The 21349-nt window shown below is 64.4% G+C and carries 21 protein-coding genes; 5 read left to right on the top strand and 16 right to left on the bottom strand.

Going from position 1 to position 21349, the window contains the following annotated elements; all coding sequences use genetic code 11:
• Positions 1-13 precede the first annotated feature (13 nt).
• Positions 14-1177 (bottom strand): ATP-NAD kinase family protein, encoded by a 1164-nt coding sequence (locus C9427_RS29335; RefSeq protein WP_107652523.1) that lies wholly within the window; start codon positions 1175-1177, stop codon positions 14-16.
• Positions 1178-1352: 175 nt separating this feature from the next.
• Here C9427_RS29335 and gcvPA point away from each other — a divergent pair, with 175 nt between their 5' ends.
• Both gcvPA and gcvPB read left to right on the top strand, forming a co-directional pair.
• Complete coding sequence (gene gcvPA, locus C9427_RS29330; RefSeq protein ID WP_208636439.1) at positions 1353-2753, top strand: aminomethyl-transferring glycine dehydrogenase subunit GcvPA; 1401 nt, start codon at positions 1353-1355, stop codon at positions 2751-2753.
• Positions 2750-4309 (top strand): aminomethyl-transferring glycine dehydrogenase subunit GcvPB, encoded by a 1560-nt coding sequence (gene gcvPB / locus C9427_RS29325; protein WP_208636438.1) that lies wholly within the window; start codon positions 2750-2752, stop codon positions 4307-4309. The genes gcvPA and gcvPB overlap by 4 nt, the downstream gene beginning before the upstream one ends.
• Here the strand turns inward: gcvPB and C9427_RS29320 are convergent, their stop codons facing one another.
• From C9427_RS29320 to C9427_RS29280, 9 genes are all read right to left on the bottom strand, one after another.
• Positions 4310-5053 (bottom strand): SDR family NAD(P)-dependent oxidoreductase, encoded by a 744-nt coding sequence (locus C9427_RS29320; protein ID WP_245437211.1) that lies wholly within the window; start codon positions 5051-5053, stop codon positions 4310-4312. It abuts the gene before it with no gap.
• A gap of 2 nt (positions 5054-5055) precedes the next feature.
• Complete coding sequence (locus tag C9427_RS29315) at positions 5056-5838, bottom strand: SDR family oxidoreductase (protein ID WP_107652521.1); 783 nt, start codon at positions 5836-5838, stop codon at positions 5056-5058.
• Positions 5839-5847: 9 nt separating this feature from the next.
• A complete protein-coding gene (locus C9427_RS29310; protein ID WP_107652520.1) occupies positions 5848-7275 on the bottom strand; it encodes a diaminopimelate decarboxylase family protein in 1428 nt (475 codons plus the stop codon).
• A 46-nt stretch (positions 7276-7321) separates the two neighbouring features.
• A complete protein-coding gene (locus tag C9427_RS29305) occupies positions 7322-8227 on the bottom strand; it encodes a dihydrodipicolinate synthase family protein (protein WP_107652519.1) in 906 nt (301 codons plus the stop codon).
• Between the two features lie 33 nt (positions 8228-8260).
• The gene (locus tag C9427_RS29300) at positions 8261-9667 is read right to left on the bottom strand and encodes an aminotransferase (RefSeq protein ID WP_107652518.1); all 1407 of its coding nucleotides are present in this window, start codon (positions 9665-9667) and stop codon (positions 8261-8263) included.
• 23 nt (positions 9668-9690) lie between these two features.
• The gene (locus C9427_RS29295) at positions 9691-10800 is read right to left on the bottom strand and encodes an ABC transporter ATP-binding protein (protein ID WP_342587269.1); all 1110 of its coding nucleotides are present in this window, start codon (positions 10798-10800) and stop codon (positions 9691-9693) included.
• A 31-nt stretch (positions 10801-10831) separates the two neighbouring features.
• Positions 10832-11668: a carbohydrate ABC transporter permease gene (locus C9427_RS29290; RefSeq protein WP_107652516.1), complete on the bottom strand. Its 837-nt coding sequence runs from the start codon at positions 11666-11668 to the stop codon at positions 10832-10834.
• Positions 11665-12576: a carbohydrate ABC transporter permease gene (locus C9427_RS29285; RefSeq protein WP_107652515.1), complete on the bottom strand. Its 912-nt coding sequence runs from the start codon at positions 12574-12576 to the stop codon at positions 11665-11667. The genes C9427_RS29290 and C9427_RS29285 overlap by 4 nt, the downstream gene beginning before the upstream one ends.
• Before the next feature lie 71 nt (positions 12577-12647).
• Positions 12648-13976: an ABC transporter substrate-binding protein gene (locus tag C9427_RS29280; RefSeq protein WP_167434535.1), complete on the bottom strand. Its 1329-nt coding sequence runs from the start codon at positions 13974-13976 to the stop codon at positions 12648-12650.
• 323 nt (positions 13977-14299) lie between these two features.
• Between C9427_RS29280 and C9427_RS29275 the strand changes: the two genes are divergently transcribed.
• A complete protein-coding gene (locus C9427_RS29275) occupies positions 14300-15754 on the top strand; it encodes an NAD-dependent succinate-semialdehyde dehydrogenase (protein ID WP_107652600.1) in 1455 nt (484 codons plus the stop codon).
• A complete protein-coding gene (locus C9427_RS29270; RefSeq protein ID WP_097575089.1) occupies positions 15754-16587 on the top strand; it encodes an IclR family transcriptional regulator domain-containing protein in 834 nt (277 codons plus the stop codon). Before C9427_RS29275 ends, C9427_RS29270 begins: the two co-directional genes overlap by 1 nt.
• Here the strand turns inward: C9427_RS29270 and C9427_RS29265 are convergent.
• The gene (locus C9427_RS29265; protein ID WP_107652513.1) at positions 16584-17195 is read right to left on the bottom strand and encodes a TetR/AcrR family transcriptional regulator; all 612 of its coding nucleotides are present in this window, start codon (positions 17193-17195) and stop codon (positions 16584-16586) included. The genes C9427_RS29270 and C9427_RS29265 overlap by 4 nt on opposite strands.
• 156 nt (positions 17196-17351) lie before the next feature.
• On the opposite strand from C9427_RS29265, the gene C9427_RS29260 reads away from it, so the two are divergent.
• Positions 17352-18107, top strand: a complete 756-nt coding sequence (locus C9427_RS29260) for an SDR family NAD(P)-dependent oxidoreductase (protein WP_107652512.1) — start codon at positions 17352-17354, stop codon at positions 18105-18107.
• A gap of 196 nt (positions 18108-18303) precedes the next feature.
• Here C9427_RS29260 and C9427_RS29250 read toward each other — a convergent pair whose 3' ends face one another.
• The 5 genes from C9427_RS29250 to C9427_RS29230 form a co-directional block, all read right to left on the bottom strand.
• The gene (locus tag C9427_RS29250) at positions 18304-18606 is read right to left on the bottom strand and encodes a DUF6958 family protein (RefSeq protein WP_107652511.1); all 303 of its coding nucleotides are present in this window, start codon (positions 18604-18606) and stop codon (positions 18304-18306) included.
• Positions 18599-19135: a GFA family protein gene (locus C9427_RS29245; RefSeq protein WP_107652510.1), complete on the bottom strand. Its 537-nt coding sequence runs from the start codon at positions 19133-19135 to the stop codon at positions 18599-18601. The genes C9427_RS29250 and C9427_RS29245 overlap by 8 nt, the downstream gene beginning before the upstream one ends.
• The gene (locus tag C9427_RS29240; protein WP_107652509.1) at positions 19119-19766 is read right to left on the bottom strand and encodes a TetR/AcrR family transcriptional regulator; all 648 of its coding nucleotides are present in this window, start codon (positions 19764-19766) and stop codon (positions 19119-19121) included. Before C9427_RS29240 ends, C9427_RS29245 begins: the two co-directional genes overlap by 17 nt.
• A gap of 78 nt (positions 19767-19844) precedes the next feature.
• Positions 19845-21005, bottom strand: a complete 1161-nt coding sequence (locus tag C9427_RS29235; RefSeq protein ID WP_107652508.1) for an NAD(P)/FAD-dependent oxidoreductase — start codon at positions 21003-21005, stop codon at positions 19845-19847.
• Positions 21006-21011: 6 nt separating this feature from the next.
• Positions 21012-21349: (2Fe-2S)-binding protein (locus tag C9427_RS29230; protein WP_208636437.1), on the bottom strand; the 338-nt coding region annotated here is incomplete at its 5' end.

The raw sequence follows: 21349 nt of genomic DNA, 5'->3' as shown, positions 1-21349 counted from the left end.
CGCGCTTGTCGCCTCAGCCGCGAACGCGCATCACCATCTCGCGCCGTGGTGCGGTGCGCACCTTGATATAGCCGCCGAGCATCCGGTCGACCTCGGCATCGCCGGTATCGACGAAGAAGCCGGCCGGCCCCAGCAGAGCGAGCTTGGACGGCGGTGCGAGAATGGCGATGCGGTCGCGCCCGACACGTTGCAGCACCTTGGCGCTGATCTGCTGGTTGCCGCGGCCAAACAGGCAGCCGGTGCCGCCGATGACGCCGACATGGATACGCGCCGGCCATTGATCGAGGCGGGCCAGGATGTCCGCCTCGCCGACATCCTTCGCCAGCAGCTTGCCGTTCGCGACCAGATCGACCCCGAGCAGGGAACCTTCGAGCCCGGCCTCGGCCAGCAGACGCTGCATGGTCGAACCGGGCCCCACGATGTGAACGCAGCCCGGTTCGAGATCTGCCGCCGCGGCGCGGCAGAGCGCTGCCACATCATCATTCCCGATAGCCGAGGCCTTGGCGACCTGGATTGTCGGATCGCGGGGCACCAGGCCATAGCCATAAAGGCGTGTGGCCGGCCTGTCCTGTCGCAGGCTCGCCTCGTCGATGTCGAGGATTTCGCGCTCGTCGGTTGGCGCGTCGGCACCTTGCGCGAGATGGGTTCTGGCCAGCAGGCCGGCATGGACAGGCGACAGGGCAAAGACGCCGGAATACATCTTCACCCCGGCCGGGATGCCGACCATCTTCATGTCGCGGCCGACGGCCGACAGGATGTCGCGCGCCGTGCCATCGCCGCCCGCGAAGAGAACGAGTTTCGCTTCCGCTTTGAGAAAGGCCCGCGCGGCTTCGACCGTATCGTTAGCCGATGTCGCCGGTCCTGCCGGGGCGAAGGCGACATGATGGTGGATACCGGCTCTCTGGCAGGCTGTCTCGCCCATCGCGCCGCCTGCCGTCAGGATCGCGATGCCGCTGCCCGCAAGCTCACGCAAGGCAAGCGCCGCGCGCTCGGATGCCGCCGGCTCCGCCCCAAGCGCCAAAGCCGCCGCGACGGTGTCGGCGCCATCGGATCCTTTCAGACCGACGCGCCCGCCAAGCCCGGCAAGCGGATTGACCAGAAAGCCGATCCGTAGCGGCTCAATGCCGCTCCCGCCATTTGCCAGTGTTCGGCTGTTCGCAAGATTCGATGTCGCCATCAGCCTTCTTACCAAATTGTCGGCAGATACGCGGCGGATCGTCCTTTTCTGTCCTGGTCGATCTAGCCGTTTCGTTCGATATAGTAACTTCCGTGCGCAATGCGTACAACCGATTGACAGATGCGGGTCAAGTTCGGCACAGTCGGCCAGTCCGTTTTACCGCTTGCGAGACGTCATGACCTTCACTCACCCCTTCATGGCCAACTCCGTTCCGGCCATCAAAAAGGAGATGCTCGACGCCATCGGCGCCCCGTCGATCGAGGCGCTATTCGAGCAGATTCCTGCCGATCATCGCATGACACGCGAGCTCGCCTTGCCGCCGGCCTTGCGTTCAGAGGCCGAGCTTCGCCGGCATCTGCTTGCTATCCTTAGGAAGAACGAGGATTGCGAAGCCAATCTCAGCTTTCTCGGCGGCGGTTGCTGGCAGCACCATGTGCCGGCGATCTGCGACGAGATCGCCGGGCGCAGCGAATTCCTGACGCCTGTCTGGGGCACCCCTTCGTCGGACCATGGCCGCAATCAGGCCTGGTTCGAGTTCACCAGCCAGCTTGGCGAACTCCTCGACATGGAGATCGTCGGCCTGCCCGTCTACAGCTGGGGCTGCGCCGCCGGCCACGCCATCCGCATGGCCTCGCGCCTGACCGGCAGGCACGAGGTGATCGTGCCGCGCATCATCGATCCCGAACGGCTTTCCGTCATCCGCAACTATTGCGAACCGCAGCAGATGCCGAGCCACATCGCCGTGGTCGAAATCGGCTTCGATGCCGGCACCGGCCTTCTCGATCTGGCCGAACTCGAATCAAGGCTGTCTTCACGCACCGCTGCCGTCTATATCGACACGCCGAACTATCTCGGCGTCATCGAAACTCACGCAGGCGAGATCGCCGCACTTGCCCACCGCGCCGGCGCCGAATTCATCGTCGGCGTCGATCCGATTTCGCTTGGCGTGCTTGCCCCGCCCGCCGGCTTTGGCGCCGACATCGTCGTCGGCACCACGCAACCGCTCGGCGTCCACATGAATTGCGGCGGCGGCACCGGCGGCTTCATCGCCAGCTGCGACGAGGAGCGCTACGCCCGCGAATATCCGTCGCTGCTGGTGTCGATCGCCGAGACGGTTCAGCCAGGAGAACACGCTTTCGGCCTGTCGCTGCTGCACCAGTCCTCTTACGGTTCGCGCGAGAACGGCAAGGATTGGACCGGCAACTCCGTCTATCTCTGGGCGATTTCCAACGCCGTCTACATGTCGCTGATGGGTCCGCAAGGTTTTCGCGAGGTCGGCGAGCTCATCGTCCAGCAGGCGCATTACGCGGCAAAGGTGCTGGCTGAAGTGCCCGGCATCGACATTGTCTTTCCCGGCGGCTTCTTCAAGGAATTCGTCGTCCGTTTCGACGCATCGGGCAAAACCGTGCGCGACGTCAACCGGGCCTTGCGCGAGCGCGGGATTTTCGGCGGCCACGATCTGTCTGCCGCTTTCCCGGCTCTCGGCCAGTCCGCGCTCTATGCGGTGACGGAGGTCCACAGCCGCTCCGACATCGATCGCCTGGCGGCGAGCCTTGCGGAGATCCTGAACCGATGAGCAACATGACCAAGCTGCGGCGCTATCACGCGGCCGTATGGGACGAACCGGTGGTCATGGAAATGGGCAGGCGCGGGCGGCGCGGCATCATGTTTCCGGCCGCCGATCAGGCGGTCACAGCCGCGGTGGGTTGCGCCGAAACACTGATCCCCGAAGGCATGCGCCGCACGATGCCACCGGCCTTGCCGGAAATGTCGGAGCCCGATGTGCTCCGGCACTATCTCCACCTTTCCCAGCAGACGCTCGGCATGATGGGCATCAGCCTGTTCGGCACCTGCACCATGAAATACAATGCCCGCCTCAACGAGGCGCTGGCGGCACGCCCCGAGCTCGCCGAAATCCATCCGCTGCAGGATGAGGAAACGCTGCAGGGCGTGCTCGAGATCATCCATCGCTTCGACCTGGCTTTGCGTGAACTCTCCGGCATGGATCAGTTCGTGTTCCAGCCTGCCGGCGGCGCCGATGCCGCTTATACCCATGCCTGCGTCACCCGCGCCTGGCTCGCTTCCCGCGGCGAGCTTGGCAAGCGCGACGAGATCATCACCTCGCTTCAGGCGCATCCCTGCAACCCGGCCACCGCCGCGACAGCCGGCTTCAAGGTCATCACCTTGCCGCTGGAAGAAGATGGCTATCCCTCGCTCGATGCGCTCAAGGCAGCAGTTTCAGACCGTACCGCGGCCCTGATGATCAACAATCCCGACGACATGGGCATCTATAACCCGCACATCAAGGAATGGGTGCGCGTCGTCCATGAGGCCGGCGGGCTCTGCTTCTACGACCACGCCAACTTCAACGGCGTGATGAGCCGGCTAAGAGCGAGGGAGCTCGGCTTCGACGCTTGCATGTATATGCTGCACAAGACCTTCGGCGCGCCGAAGGGCGGCGGCGGCCCCGCCGTCGGCGCCTATGGCTGCAGCGCCGAACTTGCGCCTTTCCTGCCCAAGCCCGTGGTGACCTTCGACGGCAAAAGCTACCATCTCGACAACGACCGGGATGACAGCATCGGCAAGGTCCGCGAATTCCTTGGCAACATCCCCGTCGTGCTCAAGGCCTATGCCTGGGTCCGTTCGCTCGGCGCCGAGGGCATTCGCGAGGCGGCCGACCTGTCGGTGCTGGCCAACAATTACATGGACCACGAACTGCTGAAGCTGCGCGGCGTCTCGCGCTCGCATCCGCAGATCGACGCCTGGCGCATGGAGATGACGCGCTTCAGCCTCGGCAAATTGTTCGAGGATACCGGCGTCAGCGCCATGGATGTCCAGAACCGCATGGTCGACTACGGCATCGACGCCTTCTGGCTGTCGCATGAGCCATGGATCGTTCCGCAACCCTTCACGCCGGAGGCCGGCGAGATGTGGTCGAAGGAGGATCTCGACACCTGGATCGCCGTTCTGGGGGCGGTCATCGAGGAGGCCTATGCCGATCCCGACAAGGTGCGTTCTGCGCCGCACAACCAGGCTGTCCATCAGATCAAGGGCGCGCCGCTCGAAGACCCGGCCCATTGGGCGATGACCTGGCGCGCTTATGTGCGCAAACGCGCCAAGGCGCAGGGCTGATTAGATCCAGCTCTCGAGCCTCGTGTTGAGAACAAGCTCGGCCACTGACGCCGTGTTCGGCAGGCGCAGCAGGAACGCCACCGTCTCGGCGATCGTTTCGGGAGCGATACGGTTTGCCGACGGCGTCACTCCCGGGACGGATGCAACGAGATCGGTGTCGACGGCGCCCGGGCAAAGTGCGGTGACGCGCACGCCCTTTTCCCAGCCGGCGAATTTGGCGGCATGGGTCAGGGCCATGACGGCGTGCTTGGTCATGGCGTAGGCGACCGAAACCGTATCGCGGTAGCGCTTGCCGTCGGTCGAGGCGACATTGATGATCCGTCCGTGCCCACCCTTTTCCAGATGCGGCAAGGCAAGGCGGATCAGCCGGAACGGCGCCTTAACGTTGACCGCCCACATCTCGTCGAGCACGCTTTCGTCGCCCGAGCGCAGGTCCAGCGGGCGCAAGATACCGGCATTGTTGATGAGCGCGTCGATGCGGCCGAACCGGGCGACGGTGGCATCAACCCATTGCGCTGCCGTCTCGCCTCGCTCGGCATCGAAGCGCTGGACCAGGGTCCGCTTCGGATCGAACGCAGCAAAGGCCGCCACGGCTTCAGGATTCCGCACGCCGAGCGAAAGCGAATAGCCCTGCGCGTGCAGCCGCCTGGCGATGGCCAGGCCGATACCGCGCGAGGCGCCCGACAGCATCACCACGCGGCCTGTGGGGTCGAGCATTTCGGAGCTTGCCGAACCATTGGCCATGATCAGAACAATCCCTGGTAGACGCCGCCATCATTGACGATGTTCTGGCCCGTCATATAGCCGTTCTGCGCGCTGCAAAGGAAGGCGATCAGGTCGCCGCATTCCTTCGGATCGGCAAAGCGGCCGGCCGGCGTCGTCTTGAGACGATCGGCGACGATCGCCTCATAGGTCGTGTTGCCGCGCGCGGCGTGGCCATGCAGATTGGTCTGCAGCGCATCCGTATCGAAGAAGCCGGGCAGCACGCTGTTGATGACGACATTGTGCGGCACCAGTTCACGCACCATCGAACCAATGGCGCCGGCGAGCGCCAGGCGCGCAGCATGCGAGTGGCCGAAATTGACCTGAGGGAATTTGATGAAGCTGACCGAGATGTTCACCACCCGGCCGAACTTCCGCTCGCTCATGCCCGGCACCACGGCGCGGATCAGTTCATAGGCCGTGAAGAAATGCGCCTCCATCCAGCCGTCGAGATCCGCCCGGCTCATCGTACGGAAATTGTCCGGCGTCTGCCTGACCCCGGGATTGGTGACCAATATGTCCGGGTCAGGGCAAGCAGACAGCACATCGGCGCGCCCTTGCGGCGTCGTCACATCGGCCGCGACAGTTGCGACATGCACGCCCGTGGCTGCCACAATCTCGCGGGCCGTCGCTTCGAGCGGCCCGGGGGTGCGGGCAACCAGGGTCAGATGGACCCCTTCGCCGGCGAGTGAGGCGGCAGCCGCCTTGCCAAGGCCCTTGCTGCCGCCGGTGACGAGAGCATGCCGCCCCCTGATACCCAGATCCATTGTCAGGCCTTAGCTGCGCGTGAATGAGCCGGCGAGCAGCCGCGGCGGCACGCGAAAGCGCCCCATGACGTCCCGGAGCTGCTCGCGTTCCGTGGTGATTTCCGCCTTGTCGCCGGCAACCAGCACCGTTGCCGGCAGAAGCTGGGCGTTGTAGCGGGCGGCGGAGGATTCGGTGTAGCCGCCGGCATCGAGAAACGCGACATAGTCGCCGCGCTGCAGCGCCGGCATCTTGCGGTGCGAGCCAACCTCGTCGGAATTGCAGAGCGGCCCGACCAGGTCGACCACCTCCGTGCCCTCGGCCTCGGCATTGGCCACCGCGACGGCGTGATAGTACCAATCGAGCACCGCCGACCAGGAAAGATGGTTGGTCGAAAGGTCGAGGTTCACCCACTTCTTGGTGGCGCCGGTCTTCACTGCGCCGACGCGGCCGACCGCCACGCCCGAGGGACCCGACAGGGCGCGGCCGGGTTCGAGGCGCAGTTTGGGCAGCGGCAGGCCGAGCCGGGCCGCTTCCTCCTTGATCGCCGCCGCGCAGAGCCGCGCATAATCTTCGGCCGTCGGCGCGCTGGCGTCGTCGAGCTGGCTGTTCGGGCCGGTGCCGTACCATTTTCCGAAGGTCCAGCCGCCGCCGATATCGATGCAGGGCGGCGTCCAGCCGGTCTTGTCGCGCAGATAGCCCGACCAGGTGATCATCTCCTTCGCCATGACGGCGAAATCGGCGGCGTCGTTCGACATCCGGCTGAGATGGAAATGCGTCTCCTTGAGCTTGATCCTCGGCATGGTCAGGGCGCGCTTGACGATCTCGGCGGTCTGCTCGCGCGTCATGCCCCATTTGGTCGAGTCGCTCTGCTGCTTCAGCGTGCCCGGCCCGTGCATGGCGACGCCCTTGCGTTCGCGCAGCGGTTCGAGGTCGAGCTTGAGGCGGATGCCGACATCGACATCGACGCCAAGCTGGTCGGCTATTGCCGCAATGCGGTCGAGCTCGTCCATGGCGTCGATGTTGACGCAAAGCCCGTTGGCGATCGCCATTTCGAGCTCCTCGTCCTGCTTGTTCGAGCCGTTGAGCACGAGCGTCCTGGCATCGGTGCCCGCAAGCAGCGCCATGTACATTTCCTGCGCCCCGAAACAGTCGCCGCCCGCACCTTCCTGGTTCATGATGTGGCGGATGGCGAGGCCGTTGTTCGACTTGTTGGCGAACAGGATCTCGACATCGGGATAGTGCCGGCGGAACGCATCGCGGAAGGCACGATAGGTGTAGCGGAGCTGGTTCTCCGAGATGATGTAGAGCGGCGTGCCGAATGTCTCGGCCAGCTCCTGCACGTCGCAGCCGTCGACGAACAGATGGCCGTTAGGGCCGATGCCGATGAATTCGCCGAACTTCACCTTGTAGTCGATCGGCGTGAGCTGCGGTGCCTGGCCGGAAGTCTTCTCTTTCATGGTCGTGACCCTCTCATCGGATAAATCGCTATTGGTTGCGGCTGCCTCACAGCAGGCCGAGATCTTTCAAGCCGCGTTCGAGACCCTTCAGCGGCTCGCCGGCGAGCGCCCTGAGCGGCGCCCGCGGTTTGCCGCCGCCGGGGAGCCCCAGCATGTCCATCGCCGCCTTCGTCGCCGGGTAGAGCGTGCGACCGCCGCTGGTGAAGAGATCGGTAAGCCGGCGCCCGAGCGCCTGCACGCGTTCGGCCTCGGCGCGGTTGCCGCTTTTGGGCGCGAAATAGAGATCGAGCCCGCCCGGTGACCAGACATTGGGGAAACAGTCGATGGTGCCGTCGGCGCCGAGGTCCACCGCCGGAACGCCGAACACCGAGGAAGGGCCGCAAAACACCCGCAGCCGTTCACGCACCGCAAGGCTGGTGCCGTAGTAGTTGTTCCAGTCGCCCGAGCTTTCCTTGACCGCTACGACACGGTCGAGATCGGCAAGCCTTGAGACCAGCGCCGGCGTCAGCGCGTTCACCGCATTGCCCGGAATGTTGTAGAGCACCACCGGCAGGCCGATGGCCGCCGTTACGTCGGCATAGTGGGCGAAGATCTCGTCGTCCGAAAGCTTGACGAAATAGGGCGGCAGGATGAGCGCGCCGTCGCACCCCACCTTCTCGGCATGGCGGCTGAGCGCCACCGCCTCGTCGACGGTCACCGCGCCGGTGCCGACGATAAGCGTGCCGCGGCCGGCCATCGCTTCTTTCGAGACCTCATATAGGCGCTTGCGCTCGTCATGGCTCAGCGCCCAGAACTCACCGGTGCAGCCGCCGGCGACGACGCCGGTCGCGCCATCCTTCATCAGCCGCTCGATATTGGCGGCGAACTCAGCCTCGTCGATGCGGCCATCGTCGTGAAATGGGGTGGTGATCGCCGGCATCGGCCCGGTCCAGTCGACACTCGTCCTGTCCATGAAGTCTATTCCTCGTATGTTGCGGTTGCGGCCTCAGGCCGACCAGATCTTTTCGCGCACCAGCTCGTCCATCACCGCGTCCACCGCCTCGCGGGCGCGGGACACCATCTGCGTGATCTCGTCTTCCGAAATGACGAAGGGCGGTGAGAACGAGATCGTGTCGGCATGCGGCAAAGCGCGGGTGATGAGGCCGTGCGCCAGCGCCGCCTTGACGATGCGGCCGGCGATCTTCAGCGACGGCTCGAACCGCGTCGCCGGCTGCTTTTTGGCGACGAATTCGATCGCGCCGACCAGGCCCATGCCCCTGATCTCGCCGACCAGCGGATGGTCGGCAAAGGCCCGTTGAAGCTGCCGGTGCATGAAGGCGCCACGGTCTGCTGCCTGCGCGACCAGTCCGTCTTTTTCGATGATGTCGAGATTGGCGAGCGCGGCGGCCGCCGCCAGCGGATGGGCGGAATAGGTATAGCCGTGACCGAAGGCGCCCAGCGTCGCCTGGCCGTCGACGATGCCGCGCCAGACCTTCTCCGAGACCATGCAGCCCGACAGCGGCACATAGGCTGAGGTGATGCCCTTGGCCACCGTGATCAGGTCCGGCTGCATCTCCATGGCCGTCGCGCCGAACATGGTGCCGAGCCGGCCGAAGCCGGAGATCACCTCGTCGGCGATCAAAAGCACGTCATGCCTGTCGAGCACCGCCCGGATCGCCTTGTAATAGCCCTTTGGCGGCACGATCACGCCGCCCGCCCCCATCACCGGCTCCATGATCACGGCGCCGACCGTGTCCGGTCCCTCGGCAACGATCAGATCCTCGAGGTCCTTGGCGAGCTTGGCGGTGAAGGCCTCGTCCGACATGCCGGGTTCGGCTTCCCACAGGCGATAGGGGGCCGTCGTATGCCGCACGAAGGAAAGCGGCAGGTCGAAACCGGAATGCAGCGAAGGCATCCCCGTCAGGCTGCCCGCCACCACCGTCACGCCGTGATAGCCGCGATTGCGCGCGATGATCTTCTTCTTCAGTGGCTTGCCGCGGGCGTTGTTGTAGTACCAGACGAGCTTGACCTGGGTGTCGTTGGCGTCGGAGCCCGACTGGCCGAAGAAGACCTTTGACATAGGCACCGGAGCCATCTCGATCAGCCTTTCGGCGAGCAGGATCGGCGTATCGGTCGTCCAGGACGAGAAGGAATGGAAATAGGGCAGCGTCACCGCCTGGTGCTGGATCGCGTCGGCGATCTCCTTGCGGCCATAACCGACATTGACGCACCACAGGCCGGCCATGCCGTCGATGTAGCGCTTGCCGTTATTATCCTCGAGCCAGACCCCTTCGCCCTTCACAATGATCATCGGTCCGTTGCGCTCATGGTCGGCAAGCGCGGTGAACGGATGAAAGAGATAGCGCTTGTCGAGCGTTTCGAGATCGGGCGTGTTGCGCAACACAGTGTTCATGCGGTCTTCTTCTCCAAAGGGTACTAGGCGCGAGAGCGGACGGGGTCGGCCGTCGCCGCGGCCAGATCGGCATTGAGCCGGCGCCCGCTTTCGCGGTCGAAGACGTGAATGCGCTCGCGCCGCAGATCGAGCGGGATCGTCTCGCCGGCCTTCAGCACCGTGTCGCCGGCCACGCGAACGGTGAAGCCGACATCGCCGGCATTGACCAGCACGATGGATTCATGCCCCGTCGGCTCGACCAGGCGCACATTGGCCCGGAAGCTCCCCGTGCCGACGAGGATGTCTTCGGGCCGCACGGCAACGGTGACGCGCCTTGTTCCTTCTGGCCGTTCGCTTAGATGATCGGCAGGCAGCTCCAGCGACAGCGTGCCGAGCTTCAGCACTGGCCGTCCTTGGTCCATGGTGATCTCGCCATCGGCCAGCGTCATCGACGGCGTGCCGATGAAGCCGGCGACGAAGGTGTTGGCGGGCCTGTGGTAGATCTCGGCCGGCGTCGCGAATTGCTGCAGCTCGCCGCCCTGCATCACCGCGATGCGCGTCGACATCGTCATGGCTTCGAGCTGGTCGTGGGTGACATAGACCATGGTCTTGCCAAGCCGGCGGTGCAGTTCGATCAGTTCCGCCCGCATATGGGCGCGCAGTTTTGCGTCGAGATTGGAGAGCGGCTCGTCGAGCAGGAACACTTTCGGCTCGCGCACCAGCGCCCGGCCAAGCGCCACCCGCTGCTGCTGGCCGCCGGAAAGCTGCCGAGGCTTGCGATCGAGCAATGGACCCAGTTGCAGCAGATCAGCCGCCGCCTGGACCATCGCCGGACGGTCCGCTTTCGGCACGCCGCGCTTCCTAAGCGGATAGGCGATGTTCTCGCGCACGCTCATATGCGGATAGAGCGCATAGGACTGGAACACCATGGCGATGTCGCGCTCGCTCGGGGCCAGATTGTTGACGGTGCGCTCGCCGATCATGATCTCGCCGGCGGTCGGCTGCTCCAGCCCGGCCAGCATGCGCAGCGTCGTGGTCTTGCCGCAGCCGGAGGGGCCGAGCAGGGACACGAATTCGCCGGACGCTATTGCCAGGTCGAGGCTGGGGATCGCCACCGCCTCGCCAAACGCCTTGCGCACCTTGTCGAACGTCACTGTGACCAACTGGAAAATCTCCTTCGGGCGGTCAGCCCTTCACGCCGCCGGCGCCGAAGCCGCGGGTGAGGTAGCTCTGCAGGAATGCGAAGATGATGATGAGCGGGATGCTCATCATCACCGAGGCCGCCATCAGCAGCGACCATTCGATGTTGAAGGAGGTGATGAGCATGTTCATCACCCCGGTCGTCAGCGGCCGGGCCTGGTCGGAATTCACCATCACCAGCGCGTAGAGATATTCGTTCCAGGCCAGGATGAAGGTGAACAGCGCCGTCGAGATAATGCCCGGCAGCGCCTGGGGCAGGATCACGTCGATGAACGCGCCGATGCGGCTGGCGCCGTCCACCAGGGCGGCGGATTCGAGATCCTCCGGCACGCCCGCCATGAACGAGCGCAGCAGCCACAGTGCGTAGGGCAGCGCAAAGGTCGTATAGGCGATCACCAGGCTGGTCAGCGTGTTGGCCAGTCCCAGCTTCACCATCATCAGATAGAGCGGGATGATCAGCACGACCGATGGCAAGAGATAGGTGAACAGCACCAGCGCCGCCAGCGTCTCGCGGCCGCGATAGGAGAAGCGCACCAGGCTGTAGGCGCCGAGCGTGCCGACGACGATGACGACGATCGTCGTCGATGTCGCCAGTATCATCGAGTTCATGAAGTAGCGCAGAAACGGCGTTTCCTGGAGCAGCTTGATATAGTGCTCGAAGGTGATGGCGCGCGGGATGACCGTCGGCGGGATCTGGAAAAGCTCGGTCTGCGGCCGCACCGAGGTCACCACCATCCAGATCAGCGGGAAGGAGATGAGCAGGACGAGGCCCCAGGTCACCAGATTGGCGAGCATCGTCGTCGAACGCCTGGCTGGCATCATGGTGCCTGCCTCCGCGCCCGGTAGAGATAGATCAGCATGAAGGCGAGCATCACCAGCATCATCGCCACCGCATAGGTCGCCGCTATGCCCATCTGGTTGAGGCCGAACGCCTGCTGGTAGACGATCAGCGGCAAGGTCCGCGTGTTGTTGACCGGTCCGCCTCCGGTCAAGAGGTAGATCAGGTCGAATTCCTTGAAGTCCCAGATGGTGCGCAAAAGGATGACGATCGTCAGCACCTCCTTGAGTTGCGGCAGGGTCACGTCGAAGAACCGTCCGAACACGCCGGCGCCGTCGATCGTGGCGGCCTCGTAGAGCTGCTCGGGGATGGTCTGCAGCCGCGCCAGCACGGCGATGACGACGAAGGGGAAGAATTTCCAGGCGCCGACGAAGATCACGCTTGCCATGGCGTTCGGCATCTTGCCCAGCCAGTCGACCGGCATGTCGACGACGCCGAACTGGATCAGCAGATGGCTGAGGATGCCGTAGAGATCGTTGAACAGCCAGCGCCAGATCAGCACGGCCACGACCGTCGAGACGAAATAGGGAAACAGCACCAGGCTGCGGGCAAGCGATCGAAACAGGATGTTCTGGTTGAGCAGCAGGGCCATCGCCACGCCGAAGACGATCTGCAGGAAGAGCGTGCCGACGGTCCAGGTGACGGTGGTGCCGAGCGCGCCCCAGAACCCGGACGATCCGAACACCTGCGCATAATTGCCGAGGCCGACCCAGCTTCCCTTCAGCGTCGGCGTGTAGATCGAAAACAGCGACAGATAGATCGCCGAGATGAGCGGGTAGACGATCACCGCGCACAGGATGAGCACGGTCGGCGCAATCAACAGCACGCCGAGCAGCGCATAACGCCGCTCGAGCGGATTTCGCGTCCGGTGCTGGCTTGCGGAAATCGTCATGGCGGTTCCGGAATGAGGAGGCGGGTGGCAGCGGCCGGCGCCGCTGCCACCCGCCCGCCTGTCGTCAGGGATTAGGCCTTCATCAGGCCTTCGAGCTTCTTGGCGATGTCGCCGACGGTCGCCTTGGCGTCCTCGTCGTTGAGGACGACGCGCTGCACCAGTTCGGCGATGACGTTGGAGGCGATGATCTCGTTCGCCTTGAGGTTCGGCTTGTGCTTGTCGGTCTCGTAGCCAAGGTTCTTGCCGGCCGCGGCCGCACCCGCCATCAGGGTCACTTCGGCCTTGTATTTCTGGATGATCGGATCGGCGAGGTAGGTCGGATCCTCGGCGATGGTCTTGAGCACCGGCAGCACATGGCCCGGCGCCGCGAGAAGCTGCGGGATATAGCCCTTCGGCTCGAACAGGAAGGCCGCGAAGGCCTTGGTTTCGGCCATGTTGGCGATGTCCTTGGGGATGAACACCGAGGGGAAGTCGTTGAAGGTCCAGCTTGCCACATCCTTGGAGATGGTCGGATAGGTCGCGCAGGTGACGCTGTCGGCGATGCCGGGATTCTGGCTGGTGACATTGGCCAGCACGCGTCCGGCATAGATGCCCGTCGCCGTGGCGCCCGAGACGAAGGCGGTCAGGCTTTCGCCCCAGCTGTAGTTGGTTGCGCCCGGCGGGCAGAATTCGCGCATCGACTTGTAGAATTCGAGCGCGTCATAGGTCGGCTGGCTGTCGATCGCCACGGCAAGATCGGGCGAGAAGATCTGCCCGCCGGCACGGTGGATGAAGCCGATGAAGATCAGCGAGGTCATCGAGTTGAGGCCGTAGGGCAGCGGCGCTCCGAAAATGCCGCCGCCCTGCATCTTCTGGCAGGCGGTGCGCAACTCGTCCCAGGTCGTGGGCGCCTTGTCGACGCCGGCCTTCTGCATCAGGTCCTTGCGCAGCCACAGCATGTCGGCGGCCGTGTTGCCGATCGCCGTGCCGCAATAATGGCCGTCGGCGGTCTTGTAGACGTCGTTGGCGCCCGGAAAATACTTGTCCTCGCCGATCGCCTTGATGACGTCGTCCATCGGCTCGAGCAGCCCCTGTCCGTAATAGTTCTGCGCGGCGAAGGAGGGCAGGTGTGTGACGATGTTGGGCAGCTGCTTGGAGGCGAAAGCCGCCGCGAGCTGGGCCGGGTAGCCCTCGTCCGAGGTCGGTTCGAAGGCGATCTTCACGCCGGGATGAGCGGCCTCGAATGTGGCGATCTGCGTCTGGTACATTTTGAGCTGGTCGGGCGAAGCCTGCGGCGACCACCAGCGCAGCGTGACCGGATCGGCGGCTCGGGCGCGGCCCGCCAGCGGCAGCGACAAGCCCGCCGCCAGACCTGCCGTGCCCAGGCCCTGGAGGACCGAGCGGCGTGAAATGCCGGACATGAGCGTTCTGCGGAGCCAGATACTGTTCGAATCCATTGTATTCCCCTCTTGTTGGAGCGCGGTCATTTCATTCGCTATGCGCACGCATGTCCGCTATTGTGACACTCGTTTTCCAAACTTGGCAAGCGGAAAACTGGAAAAATCGGGCGCCATCGTCATTTGAGCGCACGCTTCTTTCCTGCCCGTCGCTCAGGCTGCGATCGGAGCGAGACAGCCTGCAGGGGCAAGTCGATGAATTTTGCGAACATTTGTTCGCCAGCGGTGACAAACAAAATTTCGCGAGATACCGTGCCCGGCGTTTCGCACCCGCCAAGGAAATGGACATGCATGCACTTCAGGATCCGTCGCTTCTTCGTCAGGCCTATTTCACCAACGGCCGTTGGGAGACGGAAGGCGAGGGCTCGATCCTTGTGACCAATCCCGCGACCGGCGCGGCGGTCGGCTCGGTGCCCAAGGCAAGCCGCGAGGCGACAAGGGCGGCGATCGTTGCCGCGCAGGCAGCACTTCCGGCCTGGTCTGCCCGCCCCGCCAAGGAGCGCGCCGCCGTCCTGCGCCGCTGGTATGACCTGATCGTCGCCAATGCCGACGATCTGGCGCGCATCCTCACCGCCGAACAGGGCAAGCCCTTCCTCGAGGCGCGCGGCGAGATCCTCTATGGCGCTGCCTTCTTCGAATGGTTCGCCGAGGAGGCCAAGCGCGTCGCCGGAGAGGTCTTTCCGGCTCCCACCGCCGACAAGCGCATGATGGCCATCCGCCAGCCGATCGGCGTCTGCGCGGCGATCACGCCGTGGAATTTCCCGATGGCCATGATCCCGCGCAAGGCCGGACCTGCCATCGCCGCCGGCTGCACCATGGTGCTGAAGCCGGCAAGCGCCACGCCGTTCTCGGCGCTTGCGCTGGCCGTGCTGGCCGAGCGGGCCGGGCTGCCGGCCGGTGTCTTCAGCGTCATCACTGGCGCCGCCTCGGTCGTCGGCGAGGAGCTCGTCACCAGCCCCATCGTGCGCAAGATAACCTTCACCGGTTCCACTGAAGTCGGCCGCGAATTGATGGCCAAGGCCGCCGGCACCATCAAGAAGGTCTCGTTGGAACTGGGCGGCAACGCGCCGCTGATCGTGTTCGACGACGCCTCGCTGGAGACGGCGGTGCAGGGGGCGCTCGCCTCGAAATTCCGCAATGCCGGCCAGACCTGCGTCTGCGCCAACCGGATCTATGTCCAGGACGGCATCTATGACGCCTTTGTCGAACGTTTCGCCGAGGTGGTCGCCGCCCTCAAGATCGGCGACGGCATGGAGCAAGGCATCGAGCAGGGCCCGCTGATCGACGACGCGGCCGTCGCCAAGGTCGAGGACCATGTCACGGATGCTCTCGCCAAGGGTGCCCGCATCGTCACCGGCGGCAAGCGTCACCGGCTCGGCGGCAATTTCTACGAGCCGACAATTCTCGCCGACGCAACGCCGCAAATGCGCATCTCGCGTGAAGAAACATTCGGTCCGGTCGCGCCGATCTTCCACTTTGCTGAGGAAAAGGAAGTAATAGCTCTGGCAAACGATACCGAATTCGGGCTTGCTGCCTACTTCTTCACGCGCGATCTGGCACGCGCTTGGCGTGTGGGTGAAGCGCTCGAATTCGGTATTGTTGGCATCAACGCCGGAATTACTGCATATGAGGGCGCGCCCTTCGGGGGCGTCAAGGCGTCGGGCATCGGTCGCGAGGGATCCCGGCACGGAATTGAAGAATTCCTCGAGCTTAAATATCTATGTCTGGGTGATATGAACTGATGAGCGCCTCCGACGTGAACGACGATCTTCTGGCACGGGACGAACCTGCCGGCTTTGCCGACGCCCCCGCCGATCTCAACGACCGCGACCATGTTAACTCGCTGGCCCGCGGCCTCGAGGTGATCAAGGTCTTTTCGCGGCGGACGCCCAAGATGACGCTCAGCGAAGTCGCGCAGGCGACGGGCATGACCCGCGCCACCGTCCGCAGGTTTCTGCTGACCCTGGTGCGGGAAGGCTATGTCGAGACCAATGGCAAGCATTTCAACCTGCGCCCGAAGATCCTCGAGCTCGGCTTTTCCGCGCTGTCCTCGATGGACATCTGGGACGTGGCGCAGCCGATCATGAACGCGCTTTCGGAGCGGCTGCAGGAATCCTGCTTTGCCGCCGTGCTCGATCATGATTCGGTGATCTATGTCGCGCGCGCCACCTCCAACCAGCGCGTCAGCGTCGGCATCAACATCGGCAGCCGTGTGCCGGCGCATTGCGTGTCGACCGGGCGGGTGCTGCTCTCCGCGCTGCCGCCCGACCTTCTGCATCAATATCTCGACGAGATGACGCTGACCAAATTCACGCCCAACACCATCACCTCGAAGGTCCAGTTGCGCAGCCTGATCGACGAGGTCCGGCTTCAGGGCTGGTCGATCGTCGACCAGGAACTGGAGGTCGGTCTGCGCTCGCTCTCGGTGCCGATCCGCGACGGGCAGGGCAAGATCGTCGCCGCCCTCAATGTCTGCTGCCCGAGCATGCGCATCACGCCCGAGGATATGCGCACCCGTGTGCTGGCCGAAGCGCTGGAAGCCTCCAACAACATCACCCGGGCCTTGCAGATCTAAGGTTCAGGGTGAAGTTCCGGAGTTCGATCTGAGGGCCACGTCGAAAGCGCTTGCTCGGCAACAGCCTCCAGCCTGCCGCGGCTAAAGCCGGCTTTGCCCTGCACCGCCATGCCGTGAGAGACAGCCATAACGAATGCCGCAAGGGCATCAGGGTTGGCGGTCCCTGGCAAGTCGCCCTCGGCTTTGGCCCGTTCGAAGCGTTCACGAAGCTGCGCTTCACCGGCCGCGCGGGCATCTATCAACGCTTGTCTCACAGGTTCCGCTTCATCCGATCCCGCCAGCACCCCGTTGATACCGAGGCACCCGGTATGGCTGGGGTAACGCGTATGGAGGTCGGCCGCACTGTACAGGATGTGCGCAGCAACTTCCCGCGCTGTCGGCAGCTGAAGCGCCTCCGGGATGAAGTCCATGTATCGCTCGTAGTAGCGATCCAGGGCGCGGCGGAAGAGCGCTTCCTTGTTGCCAAATGCGGAATAGAGGGCAGGCCTCTCTACGCCGGCAGCCTCGGTCAGGTCAGCGTAGGAAGCACCCTCGTAACCTTTACGCCAGAAAACGCATAGCGCGGCGTCGAGCGCTTTCTCCACGTCAAATTCGCGATGGCGCCCCATCAGCGCAACCCAGCCTTTTTCATAATGGCCATTACTAAACCACTTGACAGCCCATGTCTACATTTCATACCAATCGTTATCGTAATGGTCATTACGTTAACCGTTATGGCTCGCCAACATCGGGCGGCCCTCCAATGGCGCATAGAAAGGGTTCACATGTCGAACATATTGAAGGGCAAGGTCGCCCTCGTCACCGGCGGCTCGCGCGGGCTCGGCGCTGCTATTGCTGAGGCACTTGGCGACCAGGGTGCGGACGTTGCGATCAGCTACGTCGCGTCGGCTAAGAAGGCGCAAGCCGTGGTCGAGAAGCTCAAGGCGAAGGGCGTCCGAGCTCTCGCGTTCCAGAGCGACCAGGCCGACACGGCCGCGGCCAAACCGCTGGTCGACAATTTGGTGGCGCACTTCGGCAGGCTCGACATCCTCGTCAACAACGCTGCGATCGCCGTGCAGGGCAAGACCGTCGACGATCCCGATCTCGACACGGTCAATCTCGATCGCCAGTGGCAGATCAACGTCATGGGTGTAGTGGCAACCACGCGCGCGGCAGCGCCGGCGCTGTCGGATGGCGGCCGGATCATCTTCATCGGCTCCGGCCTCGGCAGCCGTGTCCCGTTCCCGGGCGTGGCGGACTATGCGGGCACCAAGGCGGCAATCGCCGGGTACGCCAAGGGCGTCCAGCGTGACCTCGGCCTGCGCGCCATCACCGTATCCGTCGTGCAGCCGGGCATTATGCCGACCGACATGGCGTCGGCCGTAGCCGACAAGTTGCCCGAGGCGATTATGGATCTTCACGCAATCCGCCGGATCGCAACCCTGGAAGAGGTGGCGGCGACCGTTTGCTTCCTCGCAGGTCCGGACGCCGGCTACATTGGCGGCGGCGTCATCGACGTGGCCGGCGGCTTCCAGATCTGAGTGTCGAAAACCGAGATCGGGCTCTCACATGGCAATCAAGGATACAAACGACCGAGACGTTTGGTGCCAAGTCGACCGCCGACCAGGTTCTGTCCGGCGTTGATCTCAAGGGAAGCGGTTTCTGATTATGGGTGCATCGTCGGGCATTGGGCTCGAAACCGCGCGTTCACGGGTCTCTCACGGCGCCTCGTCGACTTCAGGTCGTTCCACGCCTGTAGAGATGAACGGGCTTGCGCGGCGCGCGTTTGATGACGCCTTTTGCCTCGAGGTCGAGCTGGACGGCTTTAAGCCACCATCCAGCCGTCTTGCCTTGCGGAAAGAGGTCGCCCGAAAGATGGGGCAGGAGCGCCTCTTTCGCTTCGGCCAACTTCAGCCCCGGCGCCTCGCCCGGCAAGGCGGCCAGAAGCGCGTCGCGCATCGCTCCGTATTTCGCGCGATCGACCCGATAGGTCCGTCCCGGAACGTTGACGTTCTCGATTTCGATCTTGTCGTCAGGCATCGATCTTCCCCGCCACTTCGATCTTCGGATTGCGCAATCCCATGGCCAGCCACGCTGCCAGAAGCTTCGCGTAGAAGGACACCGTATGGCTTTTCAGATTGGGGATGTCCTTCGGCAGATTGGAAGCATCGGCCAGGTCGCCAGTCATCGTTCGCATCTCGGCTTTCGGCCGCGCCGCCTCCGGCCACAGGTGCAGATAGACACTCAGCCAGTGCGCGCCCTTCAATTCCAGGAAGACTGGCGTGTTGCAGCATGTTGCGACGACACGGCGCGAACCCGCATCGGCTGACAGCCGGAATTCATGCAGATGTTCAGCGCCGGACAGGATGCGGATCCGATCCTTGCGATACTCCGCGCAAGGCGTCGCGCCATAGGATTTGAGGATATTCCTGGCGCCAGGCAGCGTGGCCAGACGATCAGCGGCAGCTCTGCAGCTGTTACACAGACATTCGGACACGAGGATCGGCCCTCCCTGCACCTCGAAGCGTGTCCGTCCGCAGGCGCATCCGATATCAGTGGTTCCGCTCATCTACGTCCTCCTCCGTAACGTGAAACAGGTGCCGGATGTACCGGTCCAGATGATCGAGGCTCTCCCGCGCCAGCCCGGGGTCGTTTCCTGCCTTGGCCAGGACGAACCCGCCCTGGATGACGGCTTGCGTGTGCCGTGCGAGGCTTTCGGCCGTCCAGTCGCCGGCAATGCCGCGCTCCCGCCGCGCGGTCTCGATGTCGGCCTCAAGTGTCGCCGTATGGCCGAACATGCTGCGGCCACAGGCGTCGCGAATGTCGGGGGAGGTTGCGTAGACCTCCTGCGCCATGGTTCCGACCAGGCAGGTAAACTGGGCCAACTCGCCGACGATGATCGCCTTGCGGAAAGCCACATAGGCGAGAACGCGCTGCAGGGCATCGACCGGTTCGTGATACGGCGCGGCCGCGAAAAAACCTGATGTCGTCTCGGCCCAGAACTCGGCCGCGGCGACGCCGAGAGCCTCCTTGCTGCCGAAGTGATGAAAAAATGCCCCCTTGGTGACGGCGGCCGCGCCACAGAGGTCGTCAACCGAGGTGGCGGCAAAGCCCTTCGCACGGATGACATCGCGCGCTGCTTCGAGGAGTCGGCTTCGCGCGCCGCCGCGTTCAGGAGACTGTCTGGTTGGTCTCGACATGCCACAAACATACCAGACAGTCGGTATGTGTCAACAGGCTGGTCTGGAGCATTCTGCAGCCAGGCGGAACCACCTGGGTCAGGCGGCCTCGAAACGGTCGGGCGAAAAGGGTGACACGTCCTCGTTCGGCTGGCGCCCGAGCATCATGTCGGCGACAAGCCTGGCCGAAAGCGGGCCGAGCGTGTAACCGGCATCGCCGGGGATGGCCGCGAACAGCCCAGGCACAAGCCCGATCGGCCCGAGCACGCCCTTGCCGTCGACGGACGTGTTGATCCCGGCCCAGGTGCGGATGATCCTGAGCGGCGCGATCCGCGGCACGATGTGCTGGGCCAGCGTCGCATTGGCGACCAGGCTGGCGAGTTCGACGGTTGGATGCCGCCGCTCGCCGGCAAGCTGGGCCGGCCAGCCGCCGCCGATGACGATCTGGCCCGTGCCGAACTGCTTGAGCGTGATCATCCGGTCGGCATGCTGGATGAGATGGCCGATCAGCGGCGCGGCTGCCTCGGTGATGTTCATGTGCAGCGGTTCGGGCTCCGCCGGGATCGCAACGCCGAGTCCCGCAGCCAGCGCCTTGCTGCCGGAAGCGGCCGCCAGCACCACGCGGCCGGCTTTTATCCGGCCATTTCCCGTCTCGATGATGAAGCCTTGGCGCTCGCGCCTGACCGGCCCGGCGCTCTCGCCCTCGACCAGCACGACGCCCTTTTCGATGATCCAGCGGCGGATCGCGGCGTTGGCGAGCAGCGGATTGAGCTTGCCCTCGTTGGCGCAGATCTCGGCGCCGACCACATCGGGTCCGAAATAGGGCGCGATGCGATCGAGTTCCGCACGATCGAGAACATCGACATCGAGCCCCAGTTCGCGCTCGCGCCTCGCCTTGATCTTCAGGAAATCGAGCTGGTCGCGGCTCTCCGCGACCATCAGGCCGCCGGTCATCTTCAGGTCGAAATCCGCCCCGAGCCGCGCCTGCATGGCCTGCCAGAAGGCAACCGCCTTGGGATAGAGCGGAAGCTGGCGCTCCATGCCCGGCACGTTCTGGGGGTAGAGGCGCATGAAGCGGCTCTGCATCTGGACATGAAGACTGCCGGCATTGGCGTTCGAGCCGCCGATGCGCCCGTCATCGATCAAGGCGACACCGACACCGTCCTCGGCCAGAAAGCCTGCAAGGCATGAGCCGACGATGCCGCCGCCGATCACGGCAACGTCGATGTCGCCGACGAGGGGATGCGCGGCGCCAGTCATTTGCGATCAGCCCAGACGCGCCAGATCTTCGATCGCCACCGGCTTCACCGGCACGCGCGGCGCAAAACCGGTGAACTCGTCGCGGGCGCGGCCGAAGCGCTCGGCCAGCAAGGCATCGAGCACCGGCGCGCAATAGCGCCCCTGGCAGCGCCCCATGCCGACGCGCGTGCGCCGCTTCACCGCGCCGATGAGCTGCATCTCCTCGGCTAACGCTTCCTCGATCTGGCCGAAAGTGACCTCCTCGCAGCGGCAGAGCAACGTTTCCGGCGTCGCCAGCGTCGCCGAATAGGCGGGCGCCGCATAAAGCGTCCAGAGCGCCTGCTGGAAACGCCTGTGCCTTGCCA

The organism is Mesorhizobium helmanticense (assembly GCF_003034915.1).
Classification (GTDB): Bacteria; Pseudomonadota; Alphaproteobacteria; order Rhizobiales; family Rhizobiaceae; genus Mesorhizobium; species Mesorhizobium helmanticense.
This window is presented reverse-complemented; position numbering and strand designations above follow the sequence as displayed.